Source organism: Frateuria sp. (genome assembly GCF_035944355.1).
Taxonomy (GTDB): Bacteria; Pseudomonadota; Gammaproteobacteria; order Xanthomonadales; family Rhodanobacteraceae; genus Frateuria_A.
On record NZ_DASZBH010000016.1, the window covers coordinates 377,306 to 402,514 of the forward strand.

Below are 25,209 nucleotides of genomic sequence, written 5' to 3' on the forward strand. Positions count from 1 at the left end.
TCGTGCACGGGGCCTCGTGGGATGGCGCGCGCCTGCTTCCCTGTCATCTAGGAATCGTGCCTAAGTGGCTCTGGCCCGGCGGAAATTTCCCTTATCCACAAAGGCTGTGGATAAGTCTGTGGACGGGCCGGGGAGAGCGGCGTCAAAGCCCTGTCATGGTGGCCTCGGGCACGCGCTGGGCAAAAAATAGCCAGCAAATTTAGGCTCCAAAAATCAGGGACTTGGATGATCGTGCGTGATGGTGTTCACGTCGCGCTCATGCTTCCCTGGACGGCCTTGACAGGCTCATGACGCTGTGCACAACCGCCGCGACAGCCATGCCGGGCCCCATTGTTCAGTGGCCTGCACCCATGACCGCGGCCACGGTCAGCACGACGACCAGAAGCCAGAAGTAGCACCAGCCCACGCACCAGTACTTGAGCAGGGTCATCGGCCAGCCCTGGCGGTAGACGCGCTTCTGCATCACCAGCAGGTAGGCGGGCATCCACAACACTACGGCCGCCTCCAGGAAACCCAAGCCGTGGCCGGCCCAGGCCGCGTGCGGGCGCAGCCAGGTCGACAGCATGCCGAGCAGGGTGACCAGCAGGAGGGCGAGGAACAGGAACGCATGGCTGTGCAGGGCGACGATCAGGTGCTCCATGTAGAGCCGGCGCTTGAACAGGTAGAACAGCTTCAGCAGCAAGGCGAAGATCGGGATCATCACGACCATGGCTTGCGGCAGCACCGAAAAGACGCCGGTGACCAGGCGATCGCGTGCGGCTTGCCTTGCCGCCGGGTCCGGATCCTTGAGGCCGCGGAAATTCGCCAGCATGCGGTGGAGATCGGTGTTCACGCGCTCGTTCATGAACTGCGGCAGCCAGTCCGATTCGAACTTCTTGCCATCCAGCTTGCTGCTGACATGGCCTGGGCCCTCTGCCTCGGTGCCAATCCCCTGCGGGGCCGGGGCGTTCGCTCCGGTCGCCGGTATCGCGTCCGGCGCGAGCGGGGGCGCTCCCAACGCGGCCAACCGCTTGTCCGCGAGAACGCGAAGCTGGCGCTCGCTCGCATCGAGTGCGGGGTGGGCCACGGCCGGAGTGGTGCCCCGGGCGATTGCCAACCCGCGCAACTGGTCGGCCAGCTCTTTGCGGACCTCCTGCGGCGTGTCGGCGTCAGCGAACGTGTCCTTGTCCACGCGCTGCCCTATGGTCAGGTCGATGCCGCGGCCCTCCAATTGCACGTCCACCGCGATGTGCATGGCGAAGAACGCCAGCAGGCAGAGCACGAACATCAGCCGGAACGGGGCGACATAGCGTTGCCGCCGTCCGGAGAAGTACTCCATGGTGAGGAACCCGGGCTTGGTCAGCAGCGGCGGTACCGAGTGGAAGATGCGCCCGTCCACGTGCAGGAACATGTCCATGCCGTCTTCCAGCATGTGGTGCACGGGCTTGAGCACGCTGTGCACGGACTGGCCGCAGTGGTGGCAGAACTCGCCCTCCAGCGACGTGGCGCAATTGGCGCAATACAGTTTCCCGGCGTCGGTCAGCTCGTTCATCGGAAGCCCGCCCCTGTGAAAGCGTGCGATCTTGGCACAGCAGGCCGTGCGGGGCAGCTCTGCCGGCTCGGCTAGAATGGCGAGCCCTCCTGGATGCAAGAGCTCATGAAGACCATCGACCGCGCGCGTGTCGTGCACGAGGTCGGCGCCACCGTGCGCCTGGCCCTGCCGCTGGTGCTCGCGCAGCTGGCGGCGGTCGGCACCAACGTGGTCGACGCGCTGCTGTCCGGCCACCTCAGCGCGCACGTGCTCGGCGCGGTGGCGGTGGGCACCAGCATATGGTCGCTGGCGATCGTCAGCGGCATCGGCGTGATGATGGCGGTGCCCCCTTCGGTGGCCCAGCTGGACGGCGCGGGGCGCCGGGCGGAGGTGGGCGCGGTGTTCCGCCAGGCGTTGTGGCTGGGGGTCATGCTGGGCGTGCTGCTGTGGTTTGGAGTGCGCCATGCCGGGCCGCTGGTCAGCCTGATCGGCGTGACGCCGAGCCTGCGTCAGGACGTCGAGGAGTTCCTGCACGCGATCAGCTGGGGCGCGCCGGCGCTGGCGTGCTACTTCACGCTGCGCGGGCTGTCCGAAGGACTTTCGCTGACCCGGCCGTCGATGATCTTCAGCCTTGGCGGACTGGCCGTGCTGGCGCCGCTGGGCTACGTCTTCATGTTCGGCAAGCTGGGCCTGCCGCCGCAGGGCGCACGCGGCTGCGGCATCGCCACCGCCACGGTGCTGTGGCTGGAGATGACCGGCCTGCTGGTCTACGTGCTGTGCCACCCCAACTACCGCGGGCTGAACCTGTTCGAGCGCTTCGAATGGCCGCACTGGCGGCGCATCGGCGCGCTACTGCACATCGGCCTGCCGATGGCGGTGACGCTGCTGGCCGAAGCGGGGCTGTTCGTCGCCACGGCGCTCTTGATCGGCACCATGGGCGAGGACATCGTGGCCAGCCACCAGGTGGCGATCAATGTCGCTTCGCTGTTCTTCATGGTCCCGCTGGGCCTGGCGATGGCGATCACCGTGCGGGTCGGCAACGCGGTCGGCCGCAACGACGCGCGCGGCGTGCGCTACGCGGGCTTCTGCGGCATCGGCCTGGCGCTGCTCACCCAGCTGCTCTCGGCCGGGATGATGCTGGGCCTGCCGCATGCGATCGCCTCGCTCTATACCCACAACGCCGGCGTGATCGCCCTGGCGACGCAGCTGCTCGTGCTGGCCGGGCTGTTCCAGTTCTCCGACGGCATCCAGGTCGCCTCCAACGGCGCGCTCCGTGGCCTCAAGGACACCCGCGTGCCGATGGCGATCACCCTGTTCGCCTACTGGGGCGTGGGCATGCCGGTGGGCTGGTGGCTGGCGTTCCATCGCGGCCTGGGCGCGCGCGGCATGTGGATGGGGTTGATCGCGGGCCTGAGCGTGGCGGCGGTGCTGCTGTTCACCCGGTTCTGGCGCAGCGCCTGGCGCCATCGCTGGGTGGCCGCTCCGCCGGCCGACGACATGACGGTGCGTTCGCAAGCGGTTACGCTGAACGATCACCTGTGAGGAACGACCGATGAGCACCCCGCCGCCGCTGCGCCGCCCCAACGGGTTCTGGGCCTTCCTGCGCGTGCTCGGCCGCGGCTTCAACGTGGTACGGCTGGTGGTCCTCAACCTGGTGTTCTTCTTCCTTTTGTCGATCGTGCTGCTGCTGATCATCGGCGGCGTGGCCGCCAACCGGGTGGCGCGCACGGTCAAGGACGGCAGCGTGCTGGTGATCCAGCCCAAGGGCGAACTGGTCGAGCAGTACAGCATCGAGCCGCTGCAGCGTGCGCTGCAGGGCCTCTCGGGCGAGCCGCCCAGGCAGGTGCAGCTGCGCGACCTGACCGGCGCCATCGACGCCGCCGCGCACGATGCGCGGATCAGCCGCATCCTGCTGCTGCCGGACCAGCTGCAGGGCGGCGGCTTTGCGGCCCTGCGCGAGGCCGGCGCCGCGCTGGACCGCTTCCGCGCGGCCGGCAAGCCGGTGATCGCGTGGGGCGTGAACCTAGACCAGGGCCAGTATTACCTGGCCGCGCACGCCGACCGCATCCTGCTCGACCCGCAGGGCGGCGTGATGATCACCGGACTGGCCAACTACCGGCTGTTCTACAAAGACCTGCTCGACAAGCTCGGCGTGGACGTGCACCTGTTCCGCGTCGGCCGCTACAAGAGCGCCGCCGAGCCCTACATCCTCGACCACGCCTCGGACGACTCCAAGGCGGCCGACGGTTTCTGGATGAACGGGCTTTGGGGCGAGTACATCGACGAGGTCGCCGGGCTGCGCAAGCTCGATCCGGCCACCGTGCGCGCGGACATCGACCAGTTGCCGCAAGCCATCGACCGCACCGGCGGCGACCTGGCGAAGCTGGCCCAGGACGAGCGCCTGGTCGACGGCACCGCCACGCGCGAGCAACTGGACACGATGCTGCGCAAGGCGGGCGTGCCGGCCGGCGACAAGCCGCAGGAGGGCTTCCGCCAGGTCGGCCTGGAGCGTTACGTCGCCAACCTCGACCGGGACGACGCCTTCGGCCCAGGCGTCGCCGTGGTCGTGGCCGAAGGCGAAATCGTCGGCGGCAAGCAGCCGCAGGGCAGCGTGGGCGGCGAGTCCACCGCCGCGCTGATCCGCGCCGCGCGCCACGATCGCCGCACCAAGGCGCTGGTGCTGCGCATCGACTCGCCCGGCGGCGAGGTCTATGCCGCCGAGCAGATCCGCCGCGAAGTGGAACTGACCCGCGCGGCCGGCATCCCGGTGGTCGTTTCGATGGGCAACGTGGCCGCCAGCGGCGGCTACTGGATCGGCATGAACGCCGACCGCATCTACGCCGATCCCAACACGATCACCGGTTCGATCGGCATCTTCGGCATGTATTACGCGGTGCCGGGCGCGCTGGACAAGATCGGCATCCACAGCGACGGCGTCGGCACCGGCCCGATGGCCGGCGCCTTCGACGTGACCCGGCCGCTCGACCCGAAGGCAGGGCAGGTGATCCAGGCGATCATCAACAAGGGCTACCGCGATTTCGTCGGCAAGGTGGCGCAGGCGCGCGGCAAGAGCTTCGAGGCGATCGACGCGATCGCGCAGGGGCGCGTGTGGACCGGGCGGCAGGCCCTCGAGCGCGGCCTGGTCGACCAGCTCGGCGGCCTGGACGCCGCCCTCGACCAGGCGGCCGCGCTGGCCCGGCTCGGCAAGAACTACCGCGTGCGCTACGTCGAGGAACCGCTGGGCGGCCTGCAGCAGTTCCTGCTCGGCGTGAACCAGAGCGCAATGGTGCAGATCGCGCAGGGCTATGGCCTGCGCCTGCCGGACTGGCTGGCGGAGCTGCCGCGCCTGGCGCCGGAACTCAAGCTGCTGCGCACCGCCCAGGCCGGCCGGCCCAACGTCTACGCCTACTGCTTCTGCGCGCCGCGCTGAAGCACGTTCGATGCTTCGTACACCTCTCCGCGTGCTCGGGGGAGATGTTCAAAGGGCAGACGGGGAGGCCTTGCGAAGGGCCGCCCATGCATCTCGCCTGGAATGTCTACGGCGTTACTGCTCGGCCTGCTCCAGCGCCTTCTGCTGCTGCTTGGCCTGGTCGTCGACCAGCTTCTGCACGTCCTTGGCGCGCTGCTCGTCCTTCTTCATGCCGTCCCACGGCGTGGCGGTCCGCTGGGACGTGGCCGCGGCCTGCGGCGCGGGCGCCTTGTTGGAGCAGCCGGCCAGAGCCAGCAGCAAGGCGATGGGCAAGATGGCTTTCATGCGGTTCCCCTCCGTCGGCATGGCCGCAGTCTCCCGCCGCGGCGCGATTGCGGCAAGCCGCATCGGCTAAGCTTCCTTCCCCATGAGCCTACGCACCGACGCCTGGCAGCTCCACGGCCACACCGCGCTGATCACCGGCGCCAGCAAAGGCATCGGCCTGGCCTGCGCACGCGAACTCGGCGGGTTGGGCGCCGACCTGCTGCTGGTGGCGCGCGACGAGGTTCATCTGGAACAGGTGCGTGCGGAACTGGCCGAGGAACTGCCCGGCCGCGAGGTGCTCGCCTTCGGCGCGGACCTGGCCGAGCAGGAGGAGCGCCTGGCGGTCTTCGACTGGGTCGCCGACCTCGGCGCGCCGGTGTCGCTGCTGATCAACAACGCCGGCGGCAACCGGCCGGCTCCCACGCTTGCCTATGACGGCGAAGGCTACCGGGCGATCTTCGAGCAGAACCTGTTCAGCGCCTTCGAGATGTGCCGGCTGGCGCATCCGCACCTGGCCGAGCACGGCCATGCGGCGATCGTGAACGTCGGTTCGGTATCCGGCGCCGTGCACGTGCGCACCGGCTCGCCTTACGGCATGACCAAGGCGGCGCTGCACCAGCTCACCCGCAACCTGGCGGTGGAGTGGGCGGTCGACGGCATCCGCGTCAATGCGGTGGCGCCCTGGTACATCCGCACGCAGCGGTCGGAGGCCGCGTTGGCCGATCCGGATTACCTGGAAGAAGTGCTCGAGCGCACGCCGCTCAAGCGCATCGGCGAACCGGAGGAGGTCGCCGCCGCGGTGGCTTTCCTGTGCCTGCCGGCGGCCGGCTACATCACCGGCCAGGTGCTGGCGGTGGACGGCGGTTTCCTGGGCCTGGGTTTCTGACGCGAGTCGTCAGCCGCCGCAACTGGCCAGTTGCGCGCGCAGCTCGGCGTCGCGCCGTTCCAGCGGCGGACGTTGGCTCTGGAACGCGTTGTGCAGCTTGTGCGCGTTCTGCGCGTAGGCGCCCTGCAGCGCCTGGCAGGTCTCGTCCGGATCGAGCCGGCGGCACTGGTCCTGCACCCACACGTAGTTGCTTGCCACCAGGCCGCGGGTGACCCGCCCGCGGTTGGATTCGGGCGCGGAGATGCTGGCCGCGCCGCGGTCCGGTGCATACACGTCGGACAATGGCTGCTGCTCGGCGCCGAGCATGCCGTAGGGCGCCTGGTACGGCGCGGGATCGCCGTTGGCGCTCAGATAGGTCTTGCCGTCGGTGGCGCGGACGCAGGCATACATCACCGGCAGCGGCGCGGCTGGCGCAGGCTCGGCCATCGGTGGCGGGCTGCCCTCCGGGGCTGCGGCTACGGGCACCGCGGCCGCCGCGGGCCGGATCGAAGGCACATCGCGCACCTGCAGCGACTGCTGGCGCTGGCCTGGGCGGCAGGGCGTGTCCTGGTACACCTTGCGACCATCGGCGCCCACGCATTCGTAGACCTGGGTGGCCGCGGCAGGGCGCCAGGCCAGCCCGATGGCCAGCAGCAGGGAGCCTGACAGGAGCAGGGCGGAGGAGCAGCGCATGCGCCCGATTCTAGGCGCGGGCGGGCGAATGCGCGACGGCTCAGAACTCGGCTTCGTGCTCCTCGGCGGCGAAGCCGAGCGTGACCGCGCCTTCGCCCACGTTGACCATGCCGGTGATGCTCATCGGCGCCTCGAGCAGGGTCACGCCGGTCTCCTCGCAGGCCTGGCGCAAGGCCTCGTAGCCGGGCAGCCGGGCCAGCTCGGCCAGGTCGCCGCCGTAGCTGACGCACACCACCGGCGCCAGCAAGCCGGCGCGCACCCGGCGGGCGGCGTAGCCGAACAGGGTTTCGGCGCCGTGCTCGAAGCCGCGCACCTTGCCGACCGGGCCGGTTTCGCCGCGGAAGCAGCGCAGCAGCGGCTTGATGTCCAGCGCGGTGCCGACCACCGCGCTGAACAGGCTGACGCTGCGGTCGCCCTTCTTCTTGGTGCGGTTGCGCAGGTGATGCAGGTCGCGCGGCAGCATGTAGGCATAGGTCTGGTTGGCCACCGCGCCCAGCCGCTCGCGGATGATGGGCGGCGTCTCGCCGGCCTGGATCAGCCGTACCGCCTCGAATACCGCCGGTCCTTCCCCGGCGAACACGTTGCGCGTGTCGACCACCCGCATGAGGAACGGCCCGGCGATGCCGGCCCGTTCGCGTACCTCGCGGTACTGCTTGAGGATCGCGAAGCTCGCCTTCACCACGTGGTCGTGGATCGGGCTGCGCGTGGCGGTGATGGTCAGGCAGAACACGCAATCGCGTTCCAGCACCAGCCTGTCCAGAAACAGCCGCTGCACGTCTTCCACCGAGCAGGGCTCGGTCTCGGCGGCATGGGTGCCGGCCAGCTTCATGGCCAGGAAGCGCTCGATTTCCTGCGGGTCACGCTGGTCCTTGAAGACCGTGCCGTCCAGTTTCACGGCGATCGGCATCACTGCGATGCCGTGCTCCTCGAGGAACGCCTGCGGCAGATCGCAGGACGCATCGATCGCCAACCCCATCCGCATATCGTCATCCCCCTGGCCAATGACGGGTCGACCATATCACGCGCGTCGATGTCGTGAACTGGGTCTTGCCCGGAGATTCTCCCGGCGCCTCGCCGGGTGACGGCCGCGGGCCGGCGCACGTAGAATGGCGTCGACTCGAGAATGGTTCCTGCCGGCGTGGCGTCGCCGGCGCTGCGTGCCGCCACCGCGGTGCGTTCCCGAGATACCCCATGAAAGACAAGCGAGAGATCGTCTCCAACTGGCTGCCGCGCTATACCGGCACGTCGCTGGAGCAGTTCGGCCAGCACGTGCTGCTGACCAATTTCGGCCTTTACGTAGACCTGTTCGCCCAATGGCACGGCGTGGAGGTGCGCGGCCGCGACCGGCCCATGCCCAACGCCACGGCCGACGGCATCACCCTGATCAATTTCGGCATGGGCAGCCCCAACGCCGCCACGGTGATGGACCTGTTGAGCGCGGTGCAGCCCAACGCGGCGCTGTTCCTGGGCAAGTGCGGCGGGCTTAAGAAGAAGAACCATCTCGGCGACCTGGTGCTGCCGATCGCGGCGATCCGCGGCGAGGGCACCTCCAGCGACTATCTGTTGCCCGAGGTGCCTGCGCTGCCGGCGTTCCAGCTGCAGCGCGCGGTGTCCACCATGATCCGCGACCTCGGCCACGACTACTGGACCGGCACGGTCTACACCACCAACCGGCGCGTGTGGGAGCATGACGAAGCGTTCAAGGATTATCTGCGCCGCACCCGCTGCATGGCGGTGGACATGGAAACGGCGACGATCTTCGCCGCGGGTTTCGCCAACAAGATCCCGTGCGGCGCGCTGCTGCTCGTGTCCGACCAGCCGATGATCCCCGAAGGCGTCAAGACCGAGGCCAGTGACCGCAGCGTGACCGAGCGCTATGTCGAGGCGCACATCCGCATCGGCATCGAGGCGCTCAAGCTGGTACGCCGCAACGGGCGCAGCGTGAAGCACCTGCGCTTCGAGGACGAGATGGAAGGCGAGTGAGCATGCATGCCCTCGCCGCGACGGCGAGGGCGTCCGGGTCGCAGAAACATGCGTCGGGCATTGCGTCGGCATCGCATCCCTTTCACCCGGGCATGACCGCGGGCACGGCAAGGTAAGGCAGTCCGATCCCCAGCGCGTGTCGGCCCGGCGCCCCGCCGCATCGCCGATCCTTGCCAGATCCCGCAGCTCTGACAGGTACGCGCGTCCAGCGCGAGGCGAGTCCTTGCGCCCCGTCCGCGGCGTCCCCGCCTGCAAGGAGCCAACCATCCATGAGCGAAACCGTCGGCGATTTCATCCTGCAGCGCCTCACCGACTGGGGCATCCGGCGCATCTTCGGCTTTCCCGGTGACGGCATCAACGGAATCATGGGCGCGATGGGCCGCGCCGCCGACCGCTTCGACTACGTACGCGTGCGCCACGAGGAAATGGCCGCCTTCATGGCCGGCGGGCATGCCAAGTTCACCGGCGAGATCGGCGTGTGCATGGCCACTTCCGGGCCGGGAGCGATCCATCTGCTCAACGGCCTTTACGACGCGCAGATGGACCACATGCCGGTGCTGGCGATCGTCGGCCAGTCCGCGCGCAACGCGATCGGCAGCGACTTCCAGCAGGAGGTCGACCTGCAGGTGCTGTTCCAGGACGTCTGCGGCTACGTCCAGACCATCCTCACGCCGGTGCAGGCGCGGCAGGTGGTCGACCGTGCGATCCGCATCGCCGCGGCGCGGCGCACCGTCACCTGCGTGATCGTGCCGAACGACATCCAGGAGCTGCCGGCGGTGAAGCATCCGCCGCGCAAGCACAACGACATCTACACCGGCATCGGCTACGCCAACCCGTGCCCGGTGCCCAGCGACGAGGACATCAAGCGCGCCGCCGACGTGCTCAACGATGGACGCAGGGTGGCGATCCTGATCGGCGCCGGCGCCCTGCACGCCGGCGACCCGGTGGTGGCGGTCGCCAACAGGCTCGACGCGGGCATCGCCAAGGCGCTGCTGGGCAAGGCCGCGCTGCCGGACGACCTGCCGTTCGTCACCGGTTCGATCGGCCTGCTGGGCACCAAGCCGAGCTGGGACATGATGAACGACTGCGACACCCTGCTGATGGTCGGCACCACCTTTCCCTATTCGGAGTTCCTGCCCGAGGAAGGCCAGGCGCGCGCGGTGCAGATCGACATCGACCCGCGCAACGTGTCGATGCGCTACCCGACCGAAGTGAACCTCATCGGCGACAGCGCGCAGGTGCTCGAACGCCTGCTGCCGCATCTGCGCCCGAAGGACAATCCAGACTGGCGCGAACGCATCGAGCTCAACGTGCGCAAGTGGTGGCGCGACCTGGAAGCCAAGGCGATGGAGCCGGCCAACCCGATCAATCCGCAGCGCATCTTCTGGGAGCTTTCCCCGCGCCTGCCGGACAACGCCATCATCTGCGGCGACTGCGGCTCGCACACCAACTGGTACGCGCGCGACGTGAAGATCCGCAAGGGCATGATGGCCTCGCTCTCGGGCAAGCTCGCCACCATGGGCAGCGGCATGCCCTACGCCATCGCGGCGAAGTTCGCCCATCCCGGGCGGCCGGTGCTGGCGATCGTCGGCGACGGCGCCATGCAGATGAACGGCAACGCCGAACTGATCACCGTCAAGCAGTACTGGAAGCAGTGGTCCAACCCCTGCTTCGTGGTGATGGTGCTGCACAACGACGACCTCAACCAAGTGACCTGGGAGCAGCGCGCGCTCGGCGGCGATCCGAAGTTCACCCAGGCGCAATACGTCGAGGAGTTCTCCTACGCCAAGTACGCCGAGTTGCTCGGCTTCAAGGCGATCCGCGTGGACCGTCCGGAGGAACTGGGCACCGCCTGGGAGCAGGCCTTCGCCGCCGACCGCCCGGTGCTGCTGGACATCATCGCCGACCCGGACGTGCCGCCGCTGCCGCCGCACATCACCTGGAAACAGGCCAAGGACTACATGACCGCGCTGGCCAAGGGCGACCCGGACGAGGGCGGCATCATCAAGCAAAGCCTGCGCCAGGTGCTCGCCGGCATCCTGCCGCACAGCCAGCGATGAACGTCGCGCGGCCCTGCCACGCCGCGACCGTTCCTGCAACGCGCCGCATCGCCCGCATCGAGGTGGACGCCTACCGCGTCCCCACCGACGCGCCGGAAGCCGATGGCACCATCGCCTGGGACGCCACCACCCTGGTGCTGGCGCGGGTCTGTGCCGGAGGCCACAGCGGCCTGGGCTGGACCTACGCCCACGCCGCCGCGGGTGCAGTGATCGCCGATCCCCTGCGCGACGTCCTGCTCAACCGTGACGCGGACGACATCCCCGGCGCCTGGCACGCGATGAACCGCAGCCTGCGCAACATCGGCCGGCCCGGCGTCGGGCTGATGGCCATCGGCGCGCTCGACGTCGCGCTGTGGGATCTGAAGGCGCGCCTGCACGGCACCTCGGTGGTACGCCTGATGGGCCGCGCGCGCGAGGCGGTGCCGGTGTACGGCAGCGGCGGTTTCACTTCCTACCCGGTCGAGCGCCTGCAGCGGCAGTTGGCCGGCTGGGTGGAGCAGGGCATGGCGCGGGTGAAGATGAAAGTGGGCACGCACCCGCACGAGGACCCGGCGCGCGTGCGCGCGGCGCGCGAGGCGATCGGCACGGCGCCCGAGCTGATGGTCGACGCCAACGGCGCCTATACCGCCAAGCAGGCGCTGGCGCTGGCCGGCTGCTACGCGCAGGAGGGCGTGGGCTGGTTCGAGGAGCCGGTGTCCTCCGACGACCTGGAAGGGCTGCGCCTGCTGCGCGACCGCACGCCGGCGGGCATGGACATCGCCGCCGGCGAGTACGGCTGGGACAGTTGGTATTTCCGCCGCATGCTCGAAGCCGGCGCGGTCGACGTGCTGCAGATCGACGGCACCCGCTGCGGCGGCTTCACCGGTTTCCTGCAGGCGGCCGCGCTCGCCCACGGCTTCGGCATCCCGGTCTCGGCGCACTGCGCGCCGCACCTGCACGCGCACGTGTGCAGTGCGGTGGGACACCTGAAGCACGTGGAGTACTTCCACGACCACGCGCGCATCGAATCGATGTTCTTCGACGGCCTGCCCGAACTGCGCGACGGCGCCCTGGTGGTCGACGCGGGCGCGGCGGGACTGGGACTCACCCTCAAGGCATCGGACGCGGGGCGTTACCGCGTCGAGGAAGGTTGGCAGGCATGACCAAGCAGAGAGAGCACGGCTCCGTCCCCTCATTCCCCCGCACGCCTCGATCCCAGGGCGCCGAGGCCGCGGCCACCTCCGCCGACGGCCGCGACCGCCAGGAACACTACCGCGACGCTGCCGTGCTGCCGCTGGCGCCGCCGCGCGTGCGTCATTCGCACAGCAATCGCTTCGCCTTCTCCAGCGCGGCTGCGGCCGTGCTGGCGCTGGACCTGGCCGCGGCCCTGGAGGGCGAGGTCTGCTTCGACGACGGCAGCCGCGCGCTGTACGCCACCGACGGCTCGATCTACCGCCAGGTGCCGATCGGCGTGGTCAAGCCGCGCCATGCGAAGGACGTCATCGAAACCCTGCGCCTGTGCCGCGAGCACGACGCGCCGGTGCTTTCGCGCGGCGGCGGCACCAGCCTGGCCGGGCAGTGCTGCAACACCGCGGTGGTGATGGATTTCTCCTATCACTTGAACCAGATCATCGAGATCGACGTGCAGAACCATCGCGCGCGCATCGAGCCCGGCTGCGTGCTGGACGACCTGCGCGACGAGGCGGAGAAGCACCACCTCACTTTCGGTCCCGACCCCTCCACCCACGCGCACAACACGCTGGGCGGCATGATCGGCAACAACTCCTGCGGCGTGCACTCGGTGATGGCCGGACGCACTGCCGACAACGTGCATGCGCTGGAAATCGTCACCTACGACGGCGTGCGCATGCGCGTAGGTCCGACCAGCGAGCAGGAACTCGAAGCGATCATCCGCGAGGGCGGCCGCCGCGGGGAAATCTACGCGGGACTCAAATCCATCCGCGACCGCTACGCCGACCTGATCCGCGCGCGCTATCCGAAGATCCCGCGCCGGGTCTCCGGTTACAACCTCGACGAACTCTTGCCCGAGAACGGCTTCAACGTGGCGCGCGCCCTGGTCGGCACCGAAGGTACCTGCGTGACCATCCTGGAAGCCGAGGTGCGCCTGGTGCCCAGCCCGCCGGTGCGCTCGCTGCTGGTGCTGGGCTACCCGGACGTGTTCCAGGCGGGCGACCACGTACCACAGATCCTTTCGTTCGGCCCGGTCGGCCTGGAAGGCATCGACGATGCGCTGATCGCCGACATGAAGCGCAAGGACATGCATCCGAAGGACCGCACCCTGCTGCCCCCGGGCGGCGGTTGGCTGATGGTCGAGTTCGGCGGCGACTCCAAGGAGGACGCCGACGCCAAGGCGCGCAAGCTGATGCAGGCGCTGAAACAGGACGACCACCCGCCGAGCATGAAGCTGTTCGACGACAAGGCTGAGGAGGGCATGCTGTGGACCATCCGCGAGTCGGGCCTGGGCGCCACGGCGCGCGTGCCCGGCCAGCCGGACGGTCATCCCGGCTGGGAGGATGCCGCCGTGCCGCCGGACCAGGTCGGCCCGTACCTGCGCGACTTCCGCAAGCTCTTGGCCAAGTACGCCTACACCTGCGCGCTGTACGGCCACTTCGGCGACGGCTGCATCCACTGCCGCATCGACTTCGACCTGTCCACGCCGGAAGCGGTGGCGCAATGGCGCGCCTTCATGGACGAGGCCTCGGACCTGGTGCTGTCCTACGGCGGCTCGCTGTCCGGCGAGCACGGCGACGGCCAGGTACGCGCATCCTTCCTACCCAAGATGTTCGGCGACGAGCTGGTGCAGGCTTTCGGCGAGTTCAAGGCGTTATGGGACCCGCGCGGCCGGATGAACCCCGGCAAGGTGGTCGACCCCAACCCGATGGACGCCGACCTGCGCGACGGTCCCGGCTACCAGCCGCCCAAGCTCAAGACCGCGTTCGCCTATCCGGCCGACGGCATGAGCTTCGCCCAGGCCGCGCGCCGCTGCGTGGGCGTGGGCAACTGCCGCAACAAGCACAAGAACGTGATGTGCCCCAGCTACCGCGCCACCCACGAGGAGAAGTGGAGCACGCGCGGCCGCTCGCACCTGTTGTTCGAGATGCTCGAGGGCGATCCGCTCAAGGACGGCTGGCGCAGCGAGCCGGTGCGCGATGCGCTGGACCTGTGCTTGGCCTGCAAGGGCTGCAAGAGCGATTGCCCGGTCAACGTGGACATGGCCACCTACAAGGCCGAGTTCATGTACCACCATTACAAGGGCCGCCTGCGCCCGCGCGCGGCGTATGCGATGGGGCGCATCTTCGACGTGGCGCGGGTAGCCTCGCATGTGCCGTGGCTGGCCAACGCGATCCTGCAGACGCCGGGCCTGTCGCATCTGGCCAAGGCGATCGGAGGCATCGCCCAGCGGCGCGCGATGCCGCGCTTCGCCGGCGAGACCTTCCGCGACTGGTTCGCCGCGCGCGAGCGGTCGCGCGCGCGCGGGCCGGAGGTGCTGCTGTGGCCAGACACCTTCAACAACTACCTTCATCCGGAGCCGCTCAAGGACGCCGTCGGCGTGCTGGAGGCGGCCGGCTACCGCGTGGTGGTGCCGCAGGCGCCGCTGTGCTGCGGGCGCCCGCTGTACGCCGAAGGCATGCTGGACAAGGCGCGCGCGCAGCTGGCCGACATCCTGGACACGCTCTCGCCGCACATCGACCGCAGCGTGCCGGTGGTGGGTCTGGAGCCGTCGTGCGTGGCCGCCTTTCGCGACGAGCTGCCCAATCTCTTTCCCGCGGACGAGCGCGCGCACTGGCTTTCGCGCAACACCTTCATTTTCAGCGAATACCTCGACCGCGTCGGCTATGCGCCGCCGCAGTTGAGACGCAAGGCGCTCGTGCACGCGCACTGCCACCACCACGCTGTGATCGGCACCGACGCGGAAAAGCGCCTGCTTGCCAAGGCCGGGCTGGACTTCGAGTTGCTCGACGCCGGCTGCTGCGGCATGGCCGGCTCGTTCGGCTTCGACGCGCGGAAGGTCAACGTGTCCATCGCCATCGGCGAACTGGAGCTGCTGCCGGCGATCCGCGCGGCCGATCCGGACACGCTGATCATCACCAACGGCTTTTCCTGCCGCCAGCAGATCGAGCAGTGCACCGGGCGCACGGCGCTGGACGTCTCGCAGGTGCTGGCCATGGCGCTGGCGCAGGGCCCGTCCAACCTCGACGGGATTCCCCTGCGCGAGCGCGAGGCGCCGTTGCCGTCGGTACGGCCGGAGCCCGGGCGTGGCGGCGAGTCGAGGGGAGGCCGGCCTTGATCGCAAAGCCGTCCCTTTCCCCGAAAGGGCGAGCGCCTCACGGGAGCCACCCATGCACTACCAACTGATCCACCAAGGCGACACGCGCACCTGGGCCGTCGTGCTCGACACCGGCGAGGAGGCCAACGCCTGCCTGCTCGCCTTCGCCAAGGAGCAGCACCTGTCGGCCGCGCACTTCACCGCCATCGGCGCCTTCGAACGCGCGGTACTGGGCTACTTCGACTGGAACAGCAAGGACTACAAGCGCAACGCCGTCGACGAACAGGTCGAGGTCGTCTCGCTGATCGGCGACGTGGCGCTCGAGGGCGGCGAGCCCAAGCTGCACATGCACGCGGTGCTCGGCCAGTCGGACGGCCGCGCGCTGGGCGGCCACCTGCTCGAAGGCCGTGTGCGGCCCACGCTGGAGGTGATCGTCACGCAATCGCCGGCGCACCTGCGCCGCCGCCACGATCCGGCGTCCGGGCTCGCGCTGATCCACCTCGACAAGGAGCTTCCATGAGCACGCCAGAACCGATCGGCGAGTGCCGCTGGGCCATCGCCGAAGGCTACATCCCGCCCGGCGGCACGCATGCCGACGACCCACGCTTCGAGAGCCACGAGACCGCCTGCCTGCTCAACACCAATCCGCAGGACGCGCACGTGACCCTCACCATCTACTTCAAGGACCGCGAGCCGGCAGGGCCCTACCGCATCACCGTGCCCGCCCGGCGCACGCTGCACCTTCGCTTCAACGACCTGCAAGATCCCGAATCGATTCCGCGCGACACCGACTACTCCAGCGTGTTGGAGTCGGACCTTCCCATCGTGGTCCAGCACACGCGCCTGGACTCGCGCCAGGCCGCGCTCGCGCTGCTCAGCACCATCGCCTACAGCGCCTGAGTCCAGGCCCCTCTCTCCAGCCCCGCCGGGGAAGGGGCTGGAGAGAGGGAAGCCTTTCCCTTTTGTTGTGCCCCCGAGGAGCCCTTCACATGAACAACAAGAAACCCGAAGTCGTCGTCATCACCGGCGCCTCCGCCGGCGTCGGTCGCGCCACCGCGCACCGCTTCGCCCGCGACGGCGCGCGCGTCGCGCTGCTGGCGCGCGGCAGTGAGCAGCTGGAGGCCGCGGCCGAGGAAGTGCGCAAGCTCGGCGGGCAGGCGCTGGCCATCTCCGTGGACGTCGCCGATGCCGCCGCGGTGGAGACGGCCGCCGAACGCGTGGAGCAGGAACTCGGGCCCATCGACATCTGGATCAACGACGCCATGGCGACGATTTTTGCGCCGGTCCATGAAATCAGCCCGGAAGAGTTTCGCCGTTCCACCGAGGTGACCTACCTGGGCACCGTGTACGGCACCATGGCGGCGCTCAAGCGCATGCGCGAACGCAACCGCGGCACCATCGTGCAGGTGGGCTCGGCGCTCGCCTACCGGGCGATACCGCTGCAGGCGCCCTACTGCGGCGCCAAGTTCGCCATCCGCGGCTTCACCGACGCGCTGCGCGTGGAGCTGATGCACGACAGGAGCGACATCCACATCACGATGGTGCAGCTGTCGGCCTTCAACACGCCGCAGTTCCAGTGGGGCCGTACCAAGCTCCCGCGCCGGCCGCAGCCGGTGCCGCCGATCTTCCAGCCGGAGGTGGCCGCCAAGGGCATCCACTGGGCCGCCCACCATCGCCGGCGCGAGCTCAACGTGGGCTTCCCGGCGGTCAAGGCGATCATCGGCAACAAACTGTTCCCGAAGCTGGCCGACCGCAAGCTGGTCAGGCTCGGCTACGCCGGCCAGATGGGCAAGCGGCCGCTGCCGGCGGATCGGCCGGACAATCTGTATGAGGCGGTGCCGGAGGACTACGGCACGCACGGGCGCTTCGATGCGCGTTCGAAGGGCTACAGCCTGCAGCTATGGGTGACCACGCATCGCGGCCTGGTGGCGGCGGGGGCGCTCGCGGCAGGCGTCTTGCTGTGGGCCGGCGGCCGCAGTCTGCGGGCGGGCTCGCGGCACTAGGATCCGTTCTGCGAGAGCGTTCGTTCGTGAGCCTTCCCCCGCTCTGCGGGGGAAGGCGCCGGCAGGCGCATGGGGACGCCTTGCGTGGGGACGCGCCTCAGTAACGCGGCACCGTCGGATCGACCTCGCGCGCCCACGCGTCCATGCCACCCTCGACGTTGAAGACATGGGTGAAGCCGTGCGCCGCGAAGCGTTCGGCCATGGCGCGGCTGGAATTGCCGTGGTGGCAGATGAAGGCGATCGCGGTGTCCTTCGGCAGCGCCGCGAGCGTGTCGTAGCCTTCCTCCTCCAGCACGCGCGCCAGCGCCAGCGGCGCGGCCTGGGCGCGGCCGGCGGCCGGCCGCACGTCGACCAGCACGATGCTGCCGTCGGCCAGGCGGGCCTTCAGTTCCTGCACGCCGAGCGACTTGATTTCCTGCGCCCCGGGAAACTTCAGGCTCAGCCCTTCGCCCTGCACGGTGGAGACCCAGTCGATCACGATGCCGCGCGCGCGCTGCGCGCTGCCCGGGTCGAAGTGGACCTCGATGCCGTTGGCGCTCACCACGATGTCGTGGTCGCCCGCCGGCGCCAGCTGGAAACCGGCGCTGTGGTCCGGACCGATCTCCAGATGCAGCGCCAGGCCCTGCGCATTGGAGATGCCGTTGCGGATGGCTTCGGCGGCCTTGTCGGTAATCGTGATCTGCGGCGGCGTGCGGTCCGGCGGCGACGCGCCGAACAACGCGTGCAGCTCACCGCTGGCGTACATCTGCCGGATGATGTCGGCGCCGCCGACCAGCTCGCCCTCGACGTACAGCTGCGGGATGGTCGGCCAGTCGCCGAACACCTTGATGCCTTCGCGGATGTCCGGGTCCTCCAGCACGTTGACCGTGTGGTACTCGGGCAGCAGTTCGTTGAGCGTGTTGGTGGCCGCGGCGGAGAAGCCGCACATCGGCTGGCGGCGGTCGCCCTTCATGAACAGCACCACGCGGTGGTCCTTGAGCAGGGTTTCGATGCGTTCGCGGGTGGCAGGATCGAGGGACATGGGAAAGCTCCGGCAAAGAGGGCCCATGATACGCCCGGCAGGTCGGGGCGGCGCGGACGAACCCATGCGGCGCGCTATTTCACCGCAGCGGCGGCCACCGGCAGGATCGCTTCGGTCCACAGCGCGTACTGCTGCGCGCTGGGATGCAGCCCGTCCTCGGCGACCAGCTCCGGGTGTCGCCGCGAGATGGGCGTGATGTCCACCCAGCGCGCACCGGCGCGGCCGGTCTCGTCGCGCGCGATGGCGTTGTAGGCGTCCAGCGCCTGGGCGATCTGCGCCGGATCGCGCCCCTGCTCGCGGGCGAAACGGGTAACGCCCCAATCGGGGATCGAAACGACCACCACGCGCGATGCGTGGCCGCCGGCCAGGCCGACCGCGCGCCGGAGCAGCCGGGCGAACTCGTCGCGGTACTCGCCTGCATCGCGGCCGCGGTACTGGTTGTTCACGCCGATCAGCAGGGTGACCAGGCCGTAGGGCGGGGCGAAGCTCGCCGCGTCCATGGCCGACGACAGCTCGTCGGTGGTCCAGCCGGTGACGGCGACGATCTGCGGGTCGTCGATCGCCACCCCGCGCTCGCGCAGCCGCACGACCAGTTGCGCCGGCCAGCGGCCGGCGGCGGGCACCGCTTCGCCGATGGTGTAGGAATCGCCCAAGGCGAGGTAATGCAGAAGCATGGCGGCTCCGGTGGGTGAGGTCCTTCGACTTCGGCGCTGTGCGCCCATGCTCGGGACGAGCGGAATTCCTCGATCCCGATCCTAAAAAATCCGCTCGCGCTGAGCGTAGCCCGCAGGGCGGAGTCGAAGCGGTAGCCTCGAGCCCCGCACCCGAACCCCTTTCCCACCGGGATGGGGGGGGTGCGTCAGGCGACCGCCGATTCGCGCGCCTGTTCCTGTGCCATGCGATCGAGCACCCGCTCCATCCGCACGAACACCTCGGCCAGCTGCGCCGGCGGCGGCAGCAGGGTCAGGCGCAGGTGGCGGCTGTGCGGCATGTTGAAGCTGGAGCCGGGCACCAGCAGCACCGCCTCCTGCTCGAGCAGGCGCAGCGCGAAGGCGTCGTCGTCGAACCGCGGCAGGCACTCGGCGCGAACTTGCGGGAAGGCATACAGCGCGCCGGCGGGCGCGACCAGATCGAGATAGTCGCTTGCCGCCACGCCTTCCAGCACCGCGCGGCGCGCCTCGTGCAGGCGACCGCCCGGCGCGGTGAGCGTGCCGATGGTCGGCCGCCCGGCCAGCGCCGGCACCACCGCCCACTGCGCAGGCGCATTGGCGCACAGGCGCAACGCCGCAAGCAGCTGCAGCGCGTCGCGGTAGGCGGCGGTAGGCGCCGGATCGCCCGAGAGGCTCAGCCAGCCCACGCGGTAGCCGCAGGCCCGATGCACCTTGGACAGCCCGCCGAAGCTGAGGCAGGGATGCATGCCGGCCACCTCGGCCAGCGGCTGGAACGGCGCCTGGTCGTAGAGGATCTCGTCATAGATCTCGTCGGCCAGCAGCAGCAAGCCGTGGCGCGCGGCGATCGCCACCAGCCGTTCGAGCAGGGCGCGCGGGTAGACCGCGCCGGTGGGGTTGTTCGGGTTGATCAGCACCAGTGCGCGCGTGCGCGGCGTGACCAGCGCCTCGACCTCGTCCGGATCGGGCAGATGGCCATGCGGCGCCAGGCAGCGGTAATAGCGCGGCCGGCCGCCGTTCAAGATGGTGGCGGCGCTCCACAGCGGGTAGTCGGGGCTGGGCAGCAGCACCTCATCGCCGGGCTGCAGCAGCGCGCGCAGCGACAGGTCGATCAGCTCGCTGACGCCGTTGCCGATGAAGATGCGCTCGACCGCGACATCCGCCGCGCCCCGTGCGCGCTGCTGCGCAGCGATCGCCTCGCGGGCCTCTTCCAGCCCTTGCTCGTGGCCGTAGCCCTCGCTGTCGGCCAGGTGCGTGGCGATCGCCTGGCGCAGGTGCGCGGGCGTCTCGAAGCCGTAGCGCGCGGGGTTGCCGATGTTGAGCTTGATGATCGGGTGCCCGGCCGCTTCCAGCTCGCGCGCGCGGCGCGTGAGCGCCCCGCGGATCTCGTAGCGCACGTCGGCCAGGTGTGCGCTGGGCAAGATGGGAACCGGCACGGGTGTCCTCGGGGGGCAGGTTAAAGCGCCGATGCTAGCAGCGCCGGGCCCGTGCAGTTCCGGCCACCGTCGGCAGACGCGATGTGCGTGCGACGGGCGCGCTGCGGGAAACGGGCATAATCGGCGGCCATGAGCGACGAGGCCATCCTCCAACGCCTGCGCCACATCGGCTGGCGCGGCGAGCTGCCGCCCGGTGGCCGGCGCATCGCGCGCGTGGTCGCGCAGCACCGGGCCGGCTACGAGCTGCACGATGGCGAGGCCGTGTTCGGCGCGCAGCCGGCGGGGCATTTCCTCAAGCGCGCGCTGGATCCTGCCCAGCGGCCCGCGGTAGGCGACTTCGTCGAAGTGGAGGAGGGCCGTCCACCGCACATCCTGAACGTGCTGCCGCGCCGCAGCGCGCTCTCGCGCGCCGCCGCGGGCGAACGCTACGAGCGCCAGCTGATCGCCACGAACATCGATTACGTCCTGGTCCTGACCGGGCTGGACAACGATTTCAGCCCGGCGCGCATCGAGCGCTATCTCTCGCTGATCGAGGACTCCGGCGCGCAGCCGGTGGTGCTCCTGAGCAAGCTCGACCTGCACGCGGACGCCCAAGCGCGCCTGTCCGCCCTGCGCGGGCGCCTGCCGGCGCACACGCCGGTCCATGCCGTCAACGGCAAGGACCCGGCCAGCGCGCAACTGCTGGCCCGCTACCTGCAGCCCGGCGACAGCGCGGTGCTGGTGGGCTCCTCCGGCGCCGGCAAGTCCACCCTCACCAACACCTTGCTGGGCGACGAGCGCATGGCCACCGGCGCGGTGCGCGCGCACGACAGCCGCGGGCGCCACACCACCACCCACCGCGCGCTCCTGATGCTGCCCTCGGGCGGCTGCCTGATCGATACGCCCGGCATGCGCGAACTCAAGCTCACCGGCGAGGAAAACCTCGACCTGTTCGCCGACATCGAAGCGCTGGCCGAAACCTGCCGCTTCGCCGACTGCGGTCACGGCAGCGAGCCTGGATGTGCGGTGCAATCGGCGCTGGACTCCGGCGAACTGGCCGGCGAGCGCTGGCGCAACTTCCTCAAACTGCGCGACGAGCGCGAGGAACAGGCCGCCACGCTGGAGGCACGACTGCGCCGGCAGCGCGGGGGCCGTCCGGCGGAGCGGCCGCACGGGAACCGCGGGCGGCGCGAGCGGGAGTGAATCAGCTGATTCGGGATAACCACATGTATCGAGCCCTTGCATTTGCGACCCACCTGCGCGCCGCGCCGCTGCGGCAGCCGGCGTGATGAGCGCGGTCCCGGCCGATCAGCAGCACTACGCCGAGCTGGATCGGCGCATGCTCGCCGCCGCCCGTTCGATCAACATCCTGCCCACGGTGGCGTGGCCTGCGTCGCTGGAGCAGCGCATGATCGCGGCCTACGACCAGGGCCGCTATGCGCTGCCGGAAGTGCACTACGTGCGGCCGGATCTCGGGCAGGTGCGTGCCGAGCTGGTGGCGGTCGAGCGCGAGGCCCAGACGTCGCTGAGCGGCGACCCGATCGGCGACTACCTGTGCCGCACCGCTGCCTCCTGGCGCATCGCCACGGAGCTGCTGGAGGCGGTCGGCAGCAGCGGCGTCACCGCGCCGTCGATCGAGCTCTACGGCCGGCCGGGCGATGCCATCCCCGGCAGCCAGAAGAGCAACCTCGACGCGGCGCGCTATTTCGTCGAGCTGTCCGACGAACTGGGCGCCGACCTGCTCGCCGACGACGTGTGCATGGACATCTCCGCCGAAACGCTGCGCACGGACCTGGGCCGTACGCTGGACGAATTCTTCGGGCCCGGCCGCATCGTGGTCGAGGTGGACCCGGAACTGACCGCCAAGGCGGCTGCCGGCGCCACCCGCATCCGCCTGCGCGGCGGCGCCAGCTTCAGCGAGTACGACCGCCACCAGTTGCTCGCGCACGAGGCCTTCGTGCATTCGCTGACCGCGCTCAACGGCCGCGAGCAGCCCCTGCTCGCCTCGCTGGCGCGCACCTCGCCACGGGTCACGGCCACGCAGGAGGGCCTGGCCGTGTTCGCCGAGCTGATGTCCGGCGCCATCGACATCGCCCGCCTCAAGCGCATCAGCCTGCGCATCCTGGCCATCGACATGGCGCTCAACGGCGCCGATTTCGTCGAGGTCTACAAGTACTTCCGCCACTGCGGGCAGGGTTCGGCGGACAGCTTCCATTCGGCGCAGAGGGTGTTCCGTGGCGTGCCGCTGACCGGCGGCGCGGCCTTCGCCAAGGACAACGTCTATCTGTCCGGCCTGCTCACCGTGCACACCTTCTTCCGCTGGGCGTTCAAGCAGCAGCGCATGGACCTGCTGCGCCACCTGTTCGCCGGCAAGCTCGCGCTGCACGACGTGATCACCCTGCAGCCGCACTTCGAAGCCGGCACGCTGAAGCCGCCGCGCTGGCTGCCGCCGTGGATGCAGCACGTGCACGGGCTGGCCGGCAAGCTGGCCTTCTCGCTGTTCGTCAACGGCATCCACATGGGGCAGGTGCAGGCGGACGAACTCAGCCTGCGGCTGTAGCGGCGCGGCGCGCATCGGCCCCTGCGCGGGATCGCACTGCTACCATGTAGGGCCGCTTCCCCTCGCACAAAGCCGTCACCCATGGCCCATTCCGACGACCTGCGCCACGCCGCGCTCGAGTACCACCGCCATCCCCGCCCGGGCAAGATCAAGGTCACCGCGACCAAGGCGATGGTGACCCAGCGCGAGCTGTCGCTGGCCTACTCGCCGGGCGTGGCCTACGCCTGCGAGGCGATCGTGGAGAACCCGCACGCCGCCAGCGAGATGACCGCACGCGGCAACCTGGTGGCGGTGATCACCAACGGTACCGCGGTGCTGGGCCTGGGCGACATCGGTCCGCTCGCCGGCAAGCCGGTGATGGAAGGCAAGGGCGTCCTGTTCCAGAAGTTCGCCGGCATCGACGTGTTCGACATCGAGCTGAACGAGCGCGACCCGGACAAGCTGGTGGACATCATCGCCGCGATGGAGCCGACCTTCGGCGGCATCAACCTGGAAGACATCAAGGCGCCGGAGTGCTTCATCGTCGAGCGCAAGCTGCGCGAGCGGATGAACATCCCGGTGTTCCACGATGACCAGCACGGCACCGCGATCATCGTCGGCGCCGCGGTGCTCAACGCGCTGGAAGTGGTCGGCAAGAAGATCGGCGACATCAAGCTGGCGACCACCGGCGCCGGCGCCGCCGGCATCGCCTGCCTGGACATGCTGGTGGCGCTCGGCGTCAGGCCCGAGAACATCCTGGCCTTCGACCGCGAAGGCGTGATCCACGCCGGCCGCGAGGGGCTGGACCCGGACAAGGCGCGCTACGCCCGCGACACCGACAAGCGTTCGCTGGCCGACATCGTGGCCGGGGCCGACGTGTTCCTGGGCCTGTCCGCAGGCGGCATCCTCAAGCCCGAGATGGTCGCCACCATGGCCGACAGGCCGATCATCCTGGCGCTGGCCAATCCCAACCCCGAGATCCTGCCGGAGGATGCCAAGCGCGTGCGGCCGGACTGCATCGTCGCCACCGGCCGTTCGGACTACCCGAACCAGGTCAACAACGCGTTGTGCTTCCCGTACATCTTCCGTGGCGCGCTGGACGTGGGCGCGACCGGCATCAACGAGGCGATGAAGCTGGCCTGCGTACGCGCCATTGCGGCGCTGGCCCGCATGGAAGCCTCGGACCTGGCCGGCGCCTACGGCGGCGAGGTGCCCTCGTTCGGCGCCGACTATCTGATCCCGCGGCCGTTCGACCCGCGCCTCCTGGTGATGCTGGCGCCGGCGGTGGCGCAGGCGGCGATGGACTCGGGCGTGGCCGGCCGGCCGATCGAGGACATGGACGCCTACCGCGAGAAGCTCGGCCAGTTCATCTACCGCACCAGCCTGCTGATGAAGCCGGTGTACGAGCGCGCCCGCGCCGACCTGAAGCGGGTGGTCTACGCCGAGGGCGAAGAAGAGAACGTGCTGCGCGCCGTGCAGACGGTGATCGACGAGAAGCTCGCCTTTCCGATCCTGATCGGCCGTCCGGACGTGATCGCCACGCGCATCGAGCGCCTGGGCCTGCGCATGCGCGAGGGCGTGGATTTCGAGCTGACCAACATCAACGACGATCCGCGCTTCAACGACTACTGGCAGCAGTACCACGCGCTGACCGAACGCCGCGGCGTCACCCCGGCGGCGGCCAAGAACCTGATGCGCTCGCGTCCCACGCTGATCGCCGCCATCATGGTCGAGCGCGGCGAAGCCGACGCGCTGATCTGCGGCCTGGTCGGGCGCTACCACAAGAAGCTCGGCTACCTGCGGTCGGTGTTCGGGCTGGACCCGGGCGTGCAGTGCACCTCGGCCATGACCGGCGTGATCAACGACCTGGGCGCCTGGTTCTTCGTCGACACCCACGTGCAGGTCGACCCCACCGCCGAGCAGATCGCCGAGGCCACGCTGCAGGCGAGCTACCGGCTCAAGCTGTTCGGCATCGAGCCCAAGGTGGCGCTGCTCTCGCACTCCAACTTCGGCAGCCACGACAATGCCAGCGCGGCCAAGATGCGCCGCGCCTACCAGTTGATCCGCGAGCGCGCGCCCAGGCTGGAAGTGGACGGCGAGATGCAGGCCGACACCGCCTGGGACGGCGTGCTGCGCCAGCGCATCTTCCCCAACACCACGCTGTCCGGCCGCGCTAACCTGTTCGTGCTGCCCAACCTGGACGCGGCCAACATCGTCTACAACATGGTGCGCGTGATGACCAGCGGCGTGGCGATCGGCCCGATCCTGATGGGCGTGGACAAGAGCGCGCACATCCTCACGCCGGCCTCGACCGTGCGGCGGGTCGTCAACATGACGGCGATCGCGGCGGTGGATGCGCAGATCCGGGTCGCCGCGCGGGAGGCCGGGGCCGGTGTGCTGCGCAGCATGCGTTGAGCGCCATCCTGGCGTATAGTCCGCGTGAAACCGGGGG

20 protein-coding genes are annotated in these 25,209 nt (G+C 69.6%); 13 read left to right on the forward strand and 7 right to left on the reverse strand.

Going from position 1 to position 25,209, the window contains the following annotated elements; translation table 11 throughout:
* Positions 1-334 precede the first annotated feature (334 nt).
* Positions 335-1,531: a DUF3667 domain-containing protein gene (locus VGU03_RS14675; RefSeq protein WP_327481768.1), complete on the reverse strand. Its 1,197-nt coding sequence runs from the start codon at positions 1,529-1,531 to the stop codon at positions 335-337.
* A gap of 105 nt (positions 1,532-1,636) precedes the next feature.
* On the opposite strand from VGU03_RS14675, the gene VGU03_RS14680 reads away from it, so the two are divergent.
* Positions 1,637-3,052 carry an MATE family efflux transporter gene (locus VGU03_RS14680; RefSeq protein ID WP_327481770.1) on the forward strand — a complete coding sequence of 472 codons (1,416 nt, stop codon included), beginning with the start codon at positions 1,637-1,639 and terminating at the stop codon, positions 3,050-3,052.
* 10 nt (positions 3,053-3,062) lie between these two features.
* Positions 3,063-4,940 carry a signal peptide peptidase SppA gene (gene sppA, locus VGU03_RS14685; protein ID WP_327481772.1) on the forward strand — a complete coding sequence of 626 codons (1,878 nt, stop codon included), beginning with the start codon at positions 3,063-3,065 and terminating at the stop codon, positions 4,938-4,940.
* 114 nt (positions 4,941-5,054) lie between these two features.
* Here sppA and VGU03_RS14690 read toward each other — a convergent pair whose 3' ends face one another.
* A complete protein-coding gene (locus tag VGU03_RS14690; protein ID WP_327481774.1) occupies positions 5,055-5,264 on the reverse strand; it encodes a hypothetical protein in 210 nt (69 codons plus the stop codon).
* 82 nt (positions 5,265-5,346) lie between these two features.
* Between VGU03_RS14690 and VGU03_RS14695 the strand changes: the two genes are divergently transcribed.
* Positions 5,347-6,129: an SDR family oxidoreductase gene (locus VGU03_RS14695; protein WP_327481776.1), complete on the forward strand. Its 783-nt coding sequence runs from the start codon at positions 5,347-5,349 to the stop codon at positions 6,127-6,129.
* Between the two features lie 9 nt (positions 6,130-6,138).
* Here the strand turns inward: VGU03_RS14695 and VGU03_RS14700 are convergent, their stop codons facing one another.
* Both VGU03_RS14700 and VGU03_RS14705 read right to left on the reverse strand, forming a co-directional pair.
* Positions 6,139-6,801: a DUF4124 domain-containing protein gene (locus VGU03_RS14700; RefSeq protein ID WP_327481778.1), complete on the reverse strand. Its 663-nt coding sequence runs from the start codon at positions 6,799-6,801 to the stop codon at positions 6,139-6,141.
* Between the two features lie 40 nt (positions 6,802-6,841).
* Positions 6,842-7,783 carry a DegV family protein gene (locus VGU03_RS14705; protein ID WP_327481780.1) on the reverse strand — a complete coding sequence of 314 codons (942 nt, stop codon included), beginning with the start codon at positions 7,781-7,783 and terminating at the stop codon, positions 6,842-6,844.
* A gap of 209 nt (positions 7,784-7,992) precedes the next feature.
* Between VGU03_RS14705 and VGU03_RS14710 the strand changes: the two genes are divergently transcribed.
* From VGU03_RS14710 to VGU03_RS14740, 7 genes are all read left to right on the forward strand, one after another.
* A complete protein-coding gene (locus tag VGU03_RS14710; protein ID WP_327481782.1) occupies positions 7,993-8,784 on the forward strand; it encodes an AMP nucleosidase in 792 nt (263 codons plus the stop codon).
* Between the two features lie 269 nt (positions 8,785-9,053).
* On the forward strand, positions 9,054-10,844 hold the full coding sequence (locus VGU03_RS14715; protein ID WP_327481784.1) for a thiamine pyrophosphate-requiring protein: 1,791 nt from the start codon (positions 9,054-9,056) through the stop codon (positions 10,842-10,844).
* Positions 10,841-11,986 (forward strand): enolase C-terminal domain-like protein, encoded by a 1,146-nt coding sequence (locus VGU03_RS14720; protein WP_327481786.1) that lies wholly within the window; start codon positions 10,841-10,843, stop codon positions 11,984-11,986. Before VGU03_RS14715 ends, VGU03_RS14720 begins: the two co-directional genes overlap by 4 nt.
* The gene (locus VGU03_RS14725; RefSeq protein WP_327481788.1) at positions 11,983-15,132 is read left to right on the forward strand and encodes an FAD-binding and (Fe-S)-binding domain-containing protein; all 3,150 of its coding nucleotides are present in this window, start codon (positions 11,983-11,985) and stop codon (positions 15,130-15,132) included. Before VGU03_RS14720 ends, VGU03_RS14725 begins: the two co-directional genes overlap by 4 nt.
* Positions 15,133-15,184: 52 nt before the next feature.
* Entirely contained in the window at positions 15,185-15,631 is a 447-nt protein-coding gene (locus VGU03_RS14730) for a PPC domain-containing DNA-binding protein (protein ID WP_327481790.1), read from the forward strand.
* Entirely contained in the window at positions 15,628-16,011 is a 384-nt protein-coding gene (locus tag VGU03_RS14735) for a sensory rhodopsin transducer (RefSeq protein WP_327481792.1), read from the forward strand. The genes VGU03_RS14730 and VGU03_RS14735 overlap by 4 nt, the downstream gene beginning before the upstream one ends.
* 89 nt (positions 16,012-16,100) lie before the next feature.
* Entirely contained in the window at positions 16,101-17,114 is a 1,014-nt protein-coding gene (locus tag VGU03_RS14740; RefSeq protein WP_327481794.1) for an SDR family oxidoreductase, read from the forward strand.
* Positions 17,115-17,211: 97 nt separating this feature from the next.
* On the opposite strand, the gene grxD is transcribed toward VGU03_RS14740, so the two are convergent.
* The 3 genes from grxD to VGU03_RS14755 all read right to left on the reverse strand — a co-directional run bounded on the left by grxD (position 17,212) and on the right by VGU03_RS14755 (position 20,239).
* The gene (gene grxD / locus VGU03_RS14745; protein ID WP_327481796.1) at positions 17,212-18,135 is read right to left on the reverse strand and encodes a Grx4 family monothiol glutaredoxin; all 924 of its coding nucleotides are present in this window, start codon (positions 18,133-18,135) and stop codon (positions 17,212-17,214) included.
* A gap of 74 nt (positions 18,136-18,209) precedes the next feature.
* Positions 18,210-18,809 carry an SGNH/GDSL hydrolase family protein gene (locus tag VGU03_RS14750; RefSeq protein ID WP_327481798.1) on the reverse strand — a complete coding sequence of 200 codons (600 nt, stop codon included), beginning with the start codon at positions 18,807-18,809 and terminating at the stop codon, positions 18,210-18,212.
* Between the two features lie 185 nt (positions 18,810-18,994).
* Entirely contained in the window at positions 18,995-20,239 is a 1,245-nt protein-coding gene (locus tag VGU03_RS14755) for an aminotransferase class I/II-fold pyridoxal phosphate-dependent enzyme (RefSeq protein ID WP_327481800.1), read from the reverse strand.
* A 129-nt stretch (positions 20,240-20,368) separates the two neighbouring features.
* Between VGU03_RS14755 and rsgA the strand changes: the two genes are divergently transcribed.
* From rsgA to VGU03_RS14770, 3 genes are all read left to right on the forward strand, one after another.
* Positions 20,369-21,421, forward strand: coding sequence for a ribosome small subunit-dependent GTPase A (gene rsgA / locus VGU03_RS14760; RefSeq protein WP_327481803.1), 1,053 nt, complete (start codon positions 20,369-20,371; stop codon positions 21,419-21,421).
* A gap of 85 nt (positions 21,422-21,506) precedes the next feature.
* Positions 21,507-22,778 (forward strand): flavohemoglobin expression-modulating QEGLA motif protein, encoded by a 1,272-nt coding sequence (locus VGU03_RS14765; RefSeq protein ID WP_327481805.1) that lies wholly within the window; start codon positions 21,507-21,509, stop codon positions 22,776-22,778.
* Positions 22,779-22,859: 81 nt separating this feature from the next.
* Positions 22,860-25,172: an NADP-dependent malic enzyme gene (locus tag VGU03_RS14770; protein ID WP_327481806.1), complete on the forward strand. Its 2,313-nt coding sequence runs from the start codon at positions 22,860-22,862 to the stop codon at positions 25,170-25,172.
* Positions 25,173-25,209: the final 37 nt, after the last annotated feature.

Coding starts and splice junctions, on each gene's coding strand:
- VGU03_RS14675 (WP_327481768.1), bottom strand. CDS start 1,531: ATGAACGAGCTGACCGACGCCGGGAAACTGTATTGCGCCAATTGCGCC.
- VGU03_RS14680 (WP_327481770.1), top strand. CDS start 1,637: ATGAAGACCATCGACCGCGCGCGTGTCGTGCACGAGGTCGGCGCCACC.
- sppA (WP_327481772.1), top strand. CDS start 3,063: ATGAGCACCCCGCCGCCGCTGCGCCGCCCCAACGGGTTCTGGGCCTTC.
- VGU03_RS14690 (WP_327481774.1), bottom strand. CDS start 5,264: ATGAAAGCCATCTTGCCCATCGCCTTGCTGCTGGCTCTGGCCGGCTGC.
- VGU03_RS14695 (WP_327481776.1), top strand. CDS start 5,347: ATGAGCCTACGCACCGACGCCTGGCAGCTCCACGGCCACACCGCGCTG.
- VGU03_RS14700 (WP_327481778.1), bottom strand. CDS start 6,801: ATGCGCTGCTCCTCCGCCCTGCTCCTGTCAGGCTCCCTGCTGCTGGCC.
- VGU03_RS14705 (WP_327481780.1), bottom strand. CDS start 7,783: ATGCGGATGGGGTTGGCGATCGATGCGTCCTGCGATCTGCCGCAGGCG.
- VGU03_RS14710 (WP_327481782.1), top strand. CDS start 7,993: ATGAAAGACAAGCGAGAGATCGTCTCCAACTGGCTGCCGCGCTATACC.
- VGU03_RS14715 (WP_327481784.1), top strand. CDS start 9,054: ATGAGCGAAACCGTCGGCGATTTCATCCTGCAGCGCCTCACCGACTGG.
- VGU03_RS14720 (WP_327481786.1), top strand. CDS start 10,841: ATGAACGTCGCGCGGCCCTGCCACGCCGCGACCGTTCCTGCAACGCGC.
- VGU03_RS14725 (WP_327481788.1), top strand. CDS start 11,983: ATGACCAAGCAGAGAGAGCACGGCTCCGTCCCCTCATTCCCCCGCACG.
- VGU03_RS14730 (WP_327481790.1), top strand. CDS start 15,185: ATGCACTACCAACTGATCCACCAAGGCGACACGCGCACCTGGGCCGTC.
- VGU03_RS14735 (WP_327481792.1), top strand. CDS start 15,628: ATGAGCACGCCAGAACCGATCGGCGAGTGCCGCTGGGCCATCGCCGAA.
- VGU03_RS14740 (WP_327481794.1), top strand. CDS start 16,101: ATGAACAACAAGAAACCCGAAGTCGTCGTCATCACCGGCGCCTCCGCC.
- grxD (WP_327481796.1), bottom strand. CDS start 18,135: ATGTCCCTCGATCCTGCCACCCGCGAACGCATCGAAACCCTGCTCAAG.
- VGU03_RS14750 (WP_327481798.1), bottom strand. CDS start 18,809: ATGCTTCTGCATTACCTCGCCTTGGGCGATTCCTACACCATCGGCGAA.
- rsgA (WP_327481803.1), top strand. CDS start 20,369: ATGAGCGACGAGGCCATCCTCCAACGCCTGCGCCACATCGGCTGGCGC.
- VGU03_RS14765 (WP_327481805.1), top strand. CDS start 21,507: ATGAGCGCGGTCCCGGCCGATCAGCAGCACTACGCCGAGCTGGATCGG.
- VGU03_RS14770 (WP_327481806.1), top strand. CDS start 22,860: ATGGCCCATTCCGACGACCTGCGCCACGCCGCGCTCGAGTACCACCGC.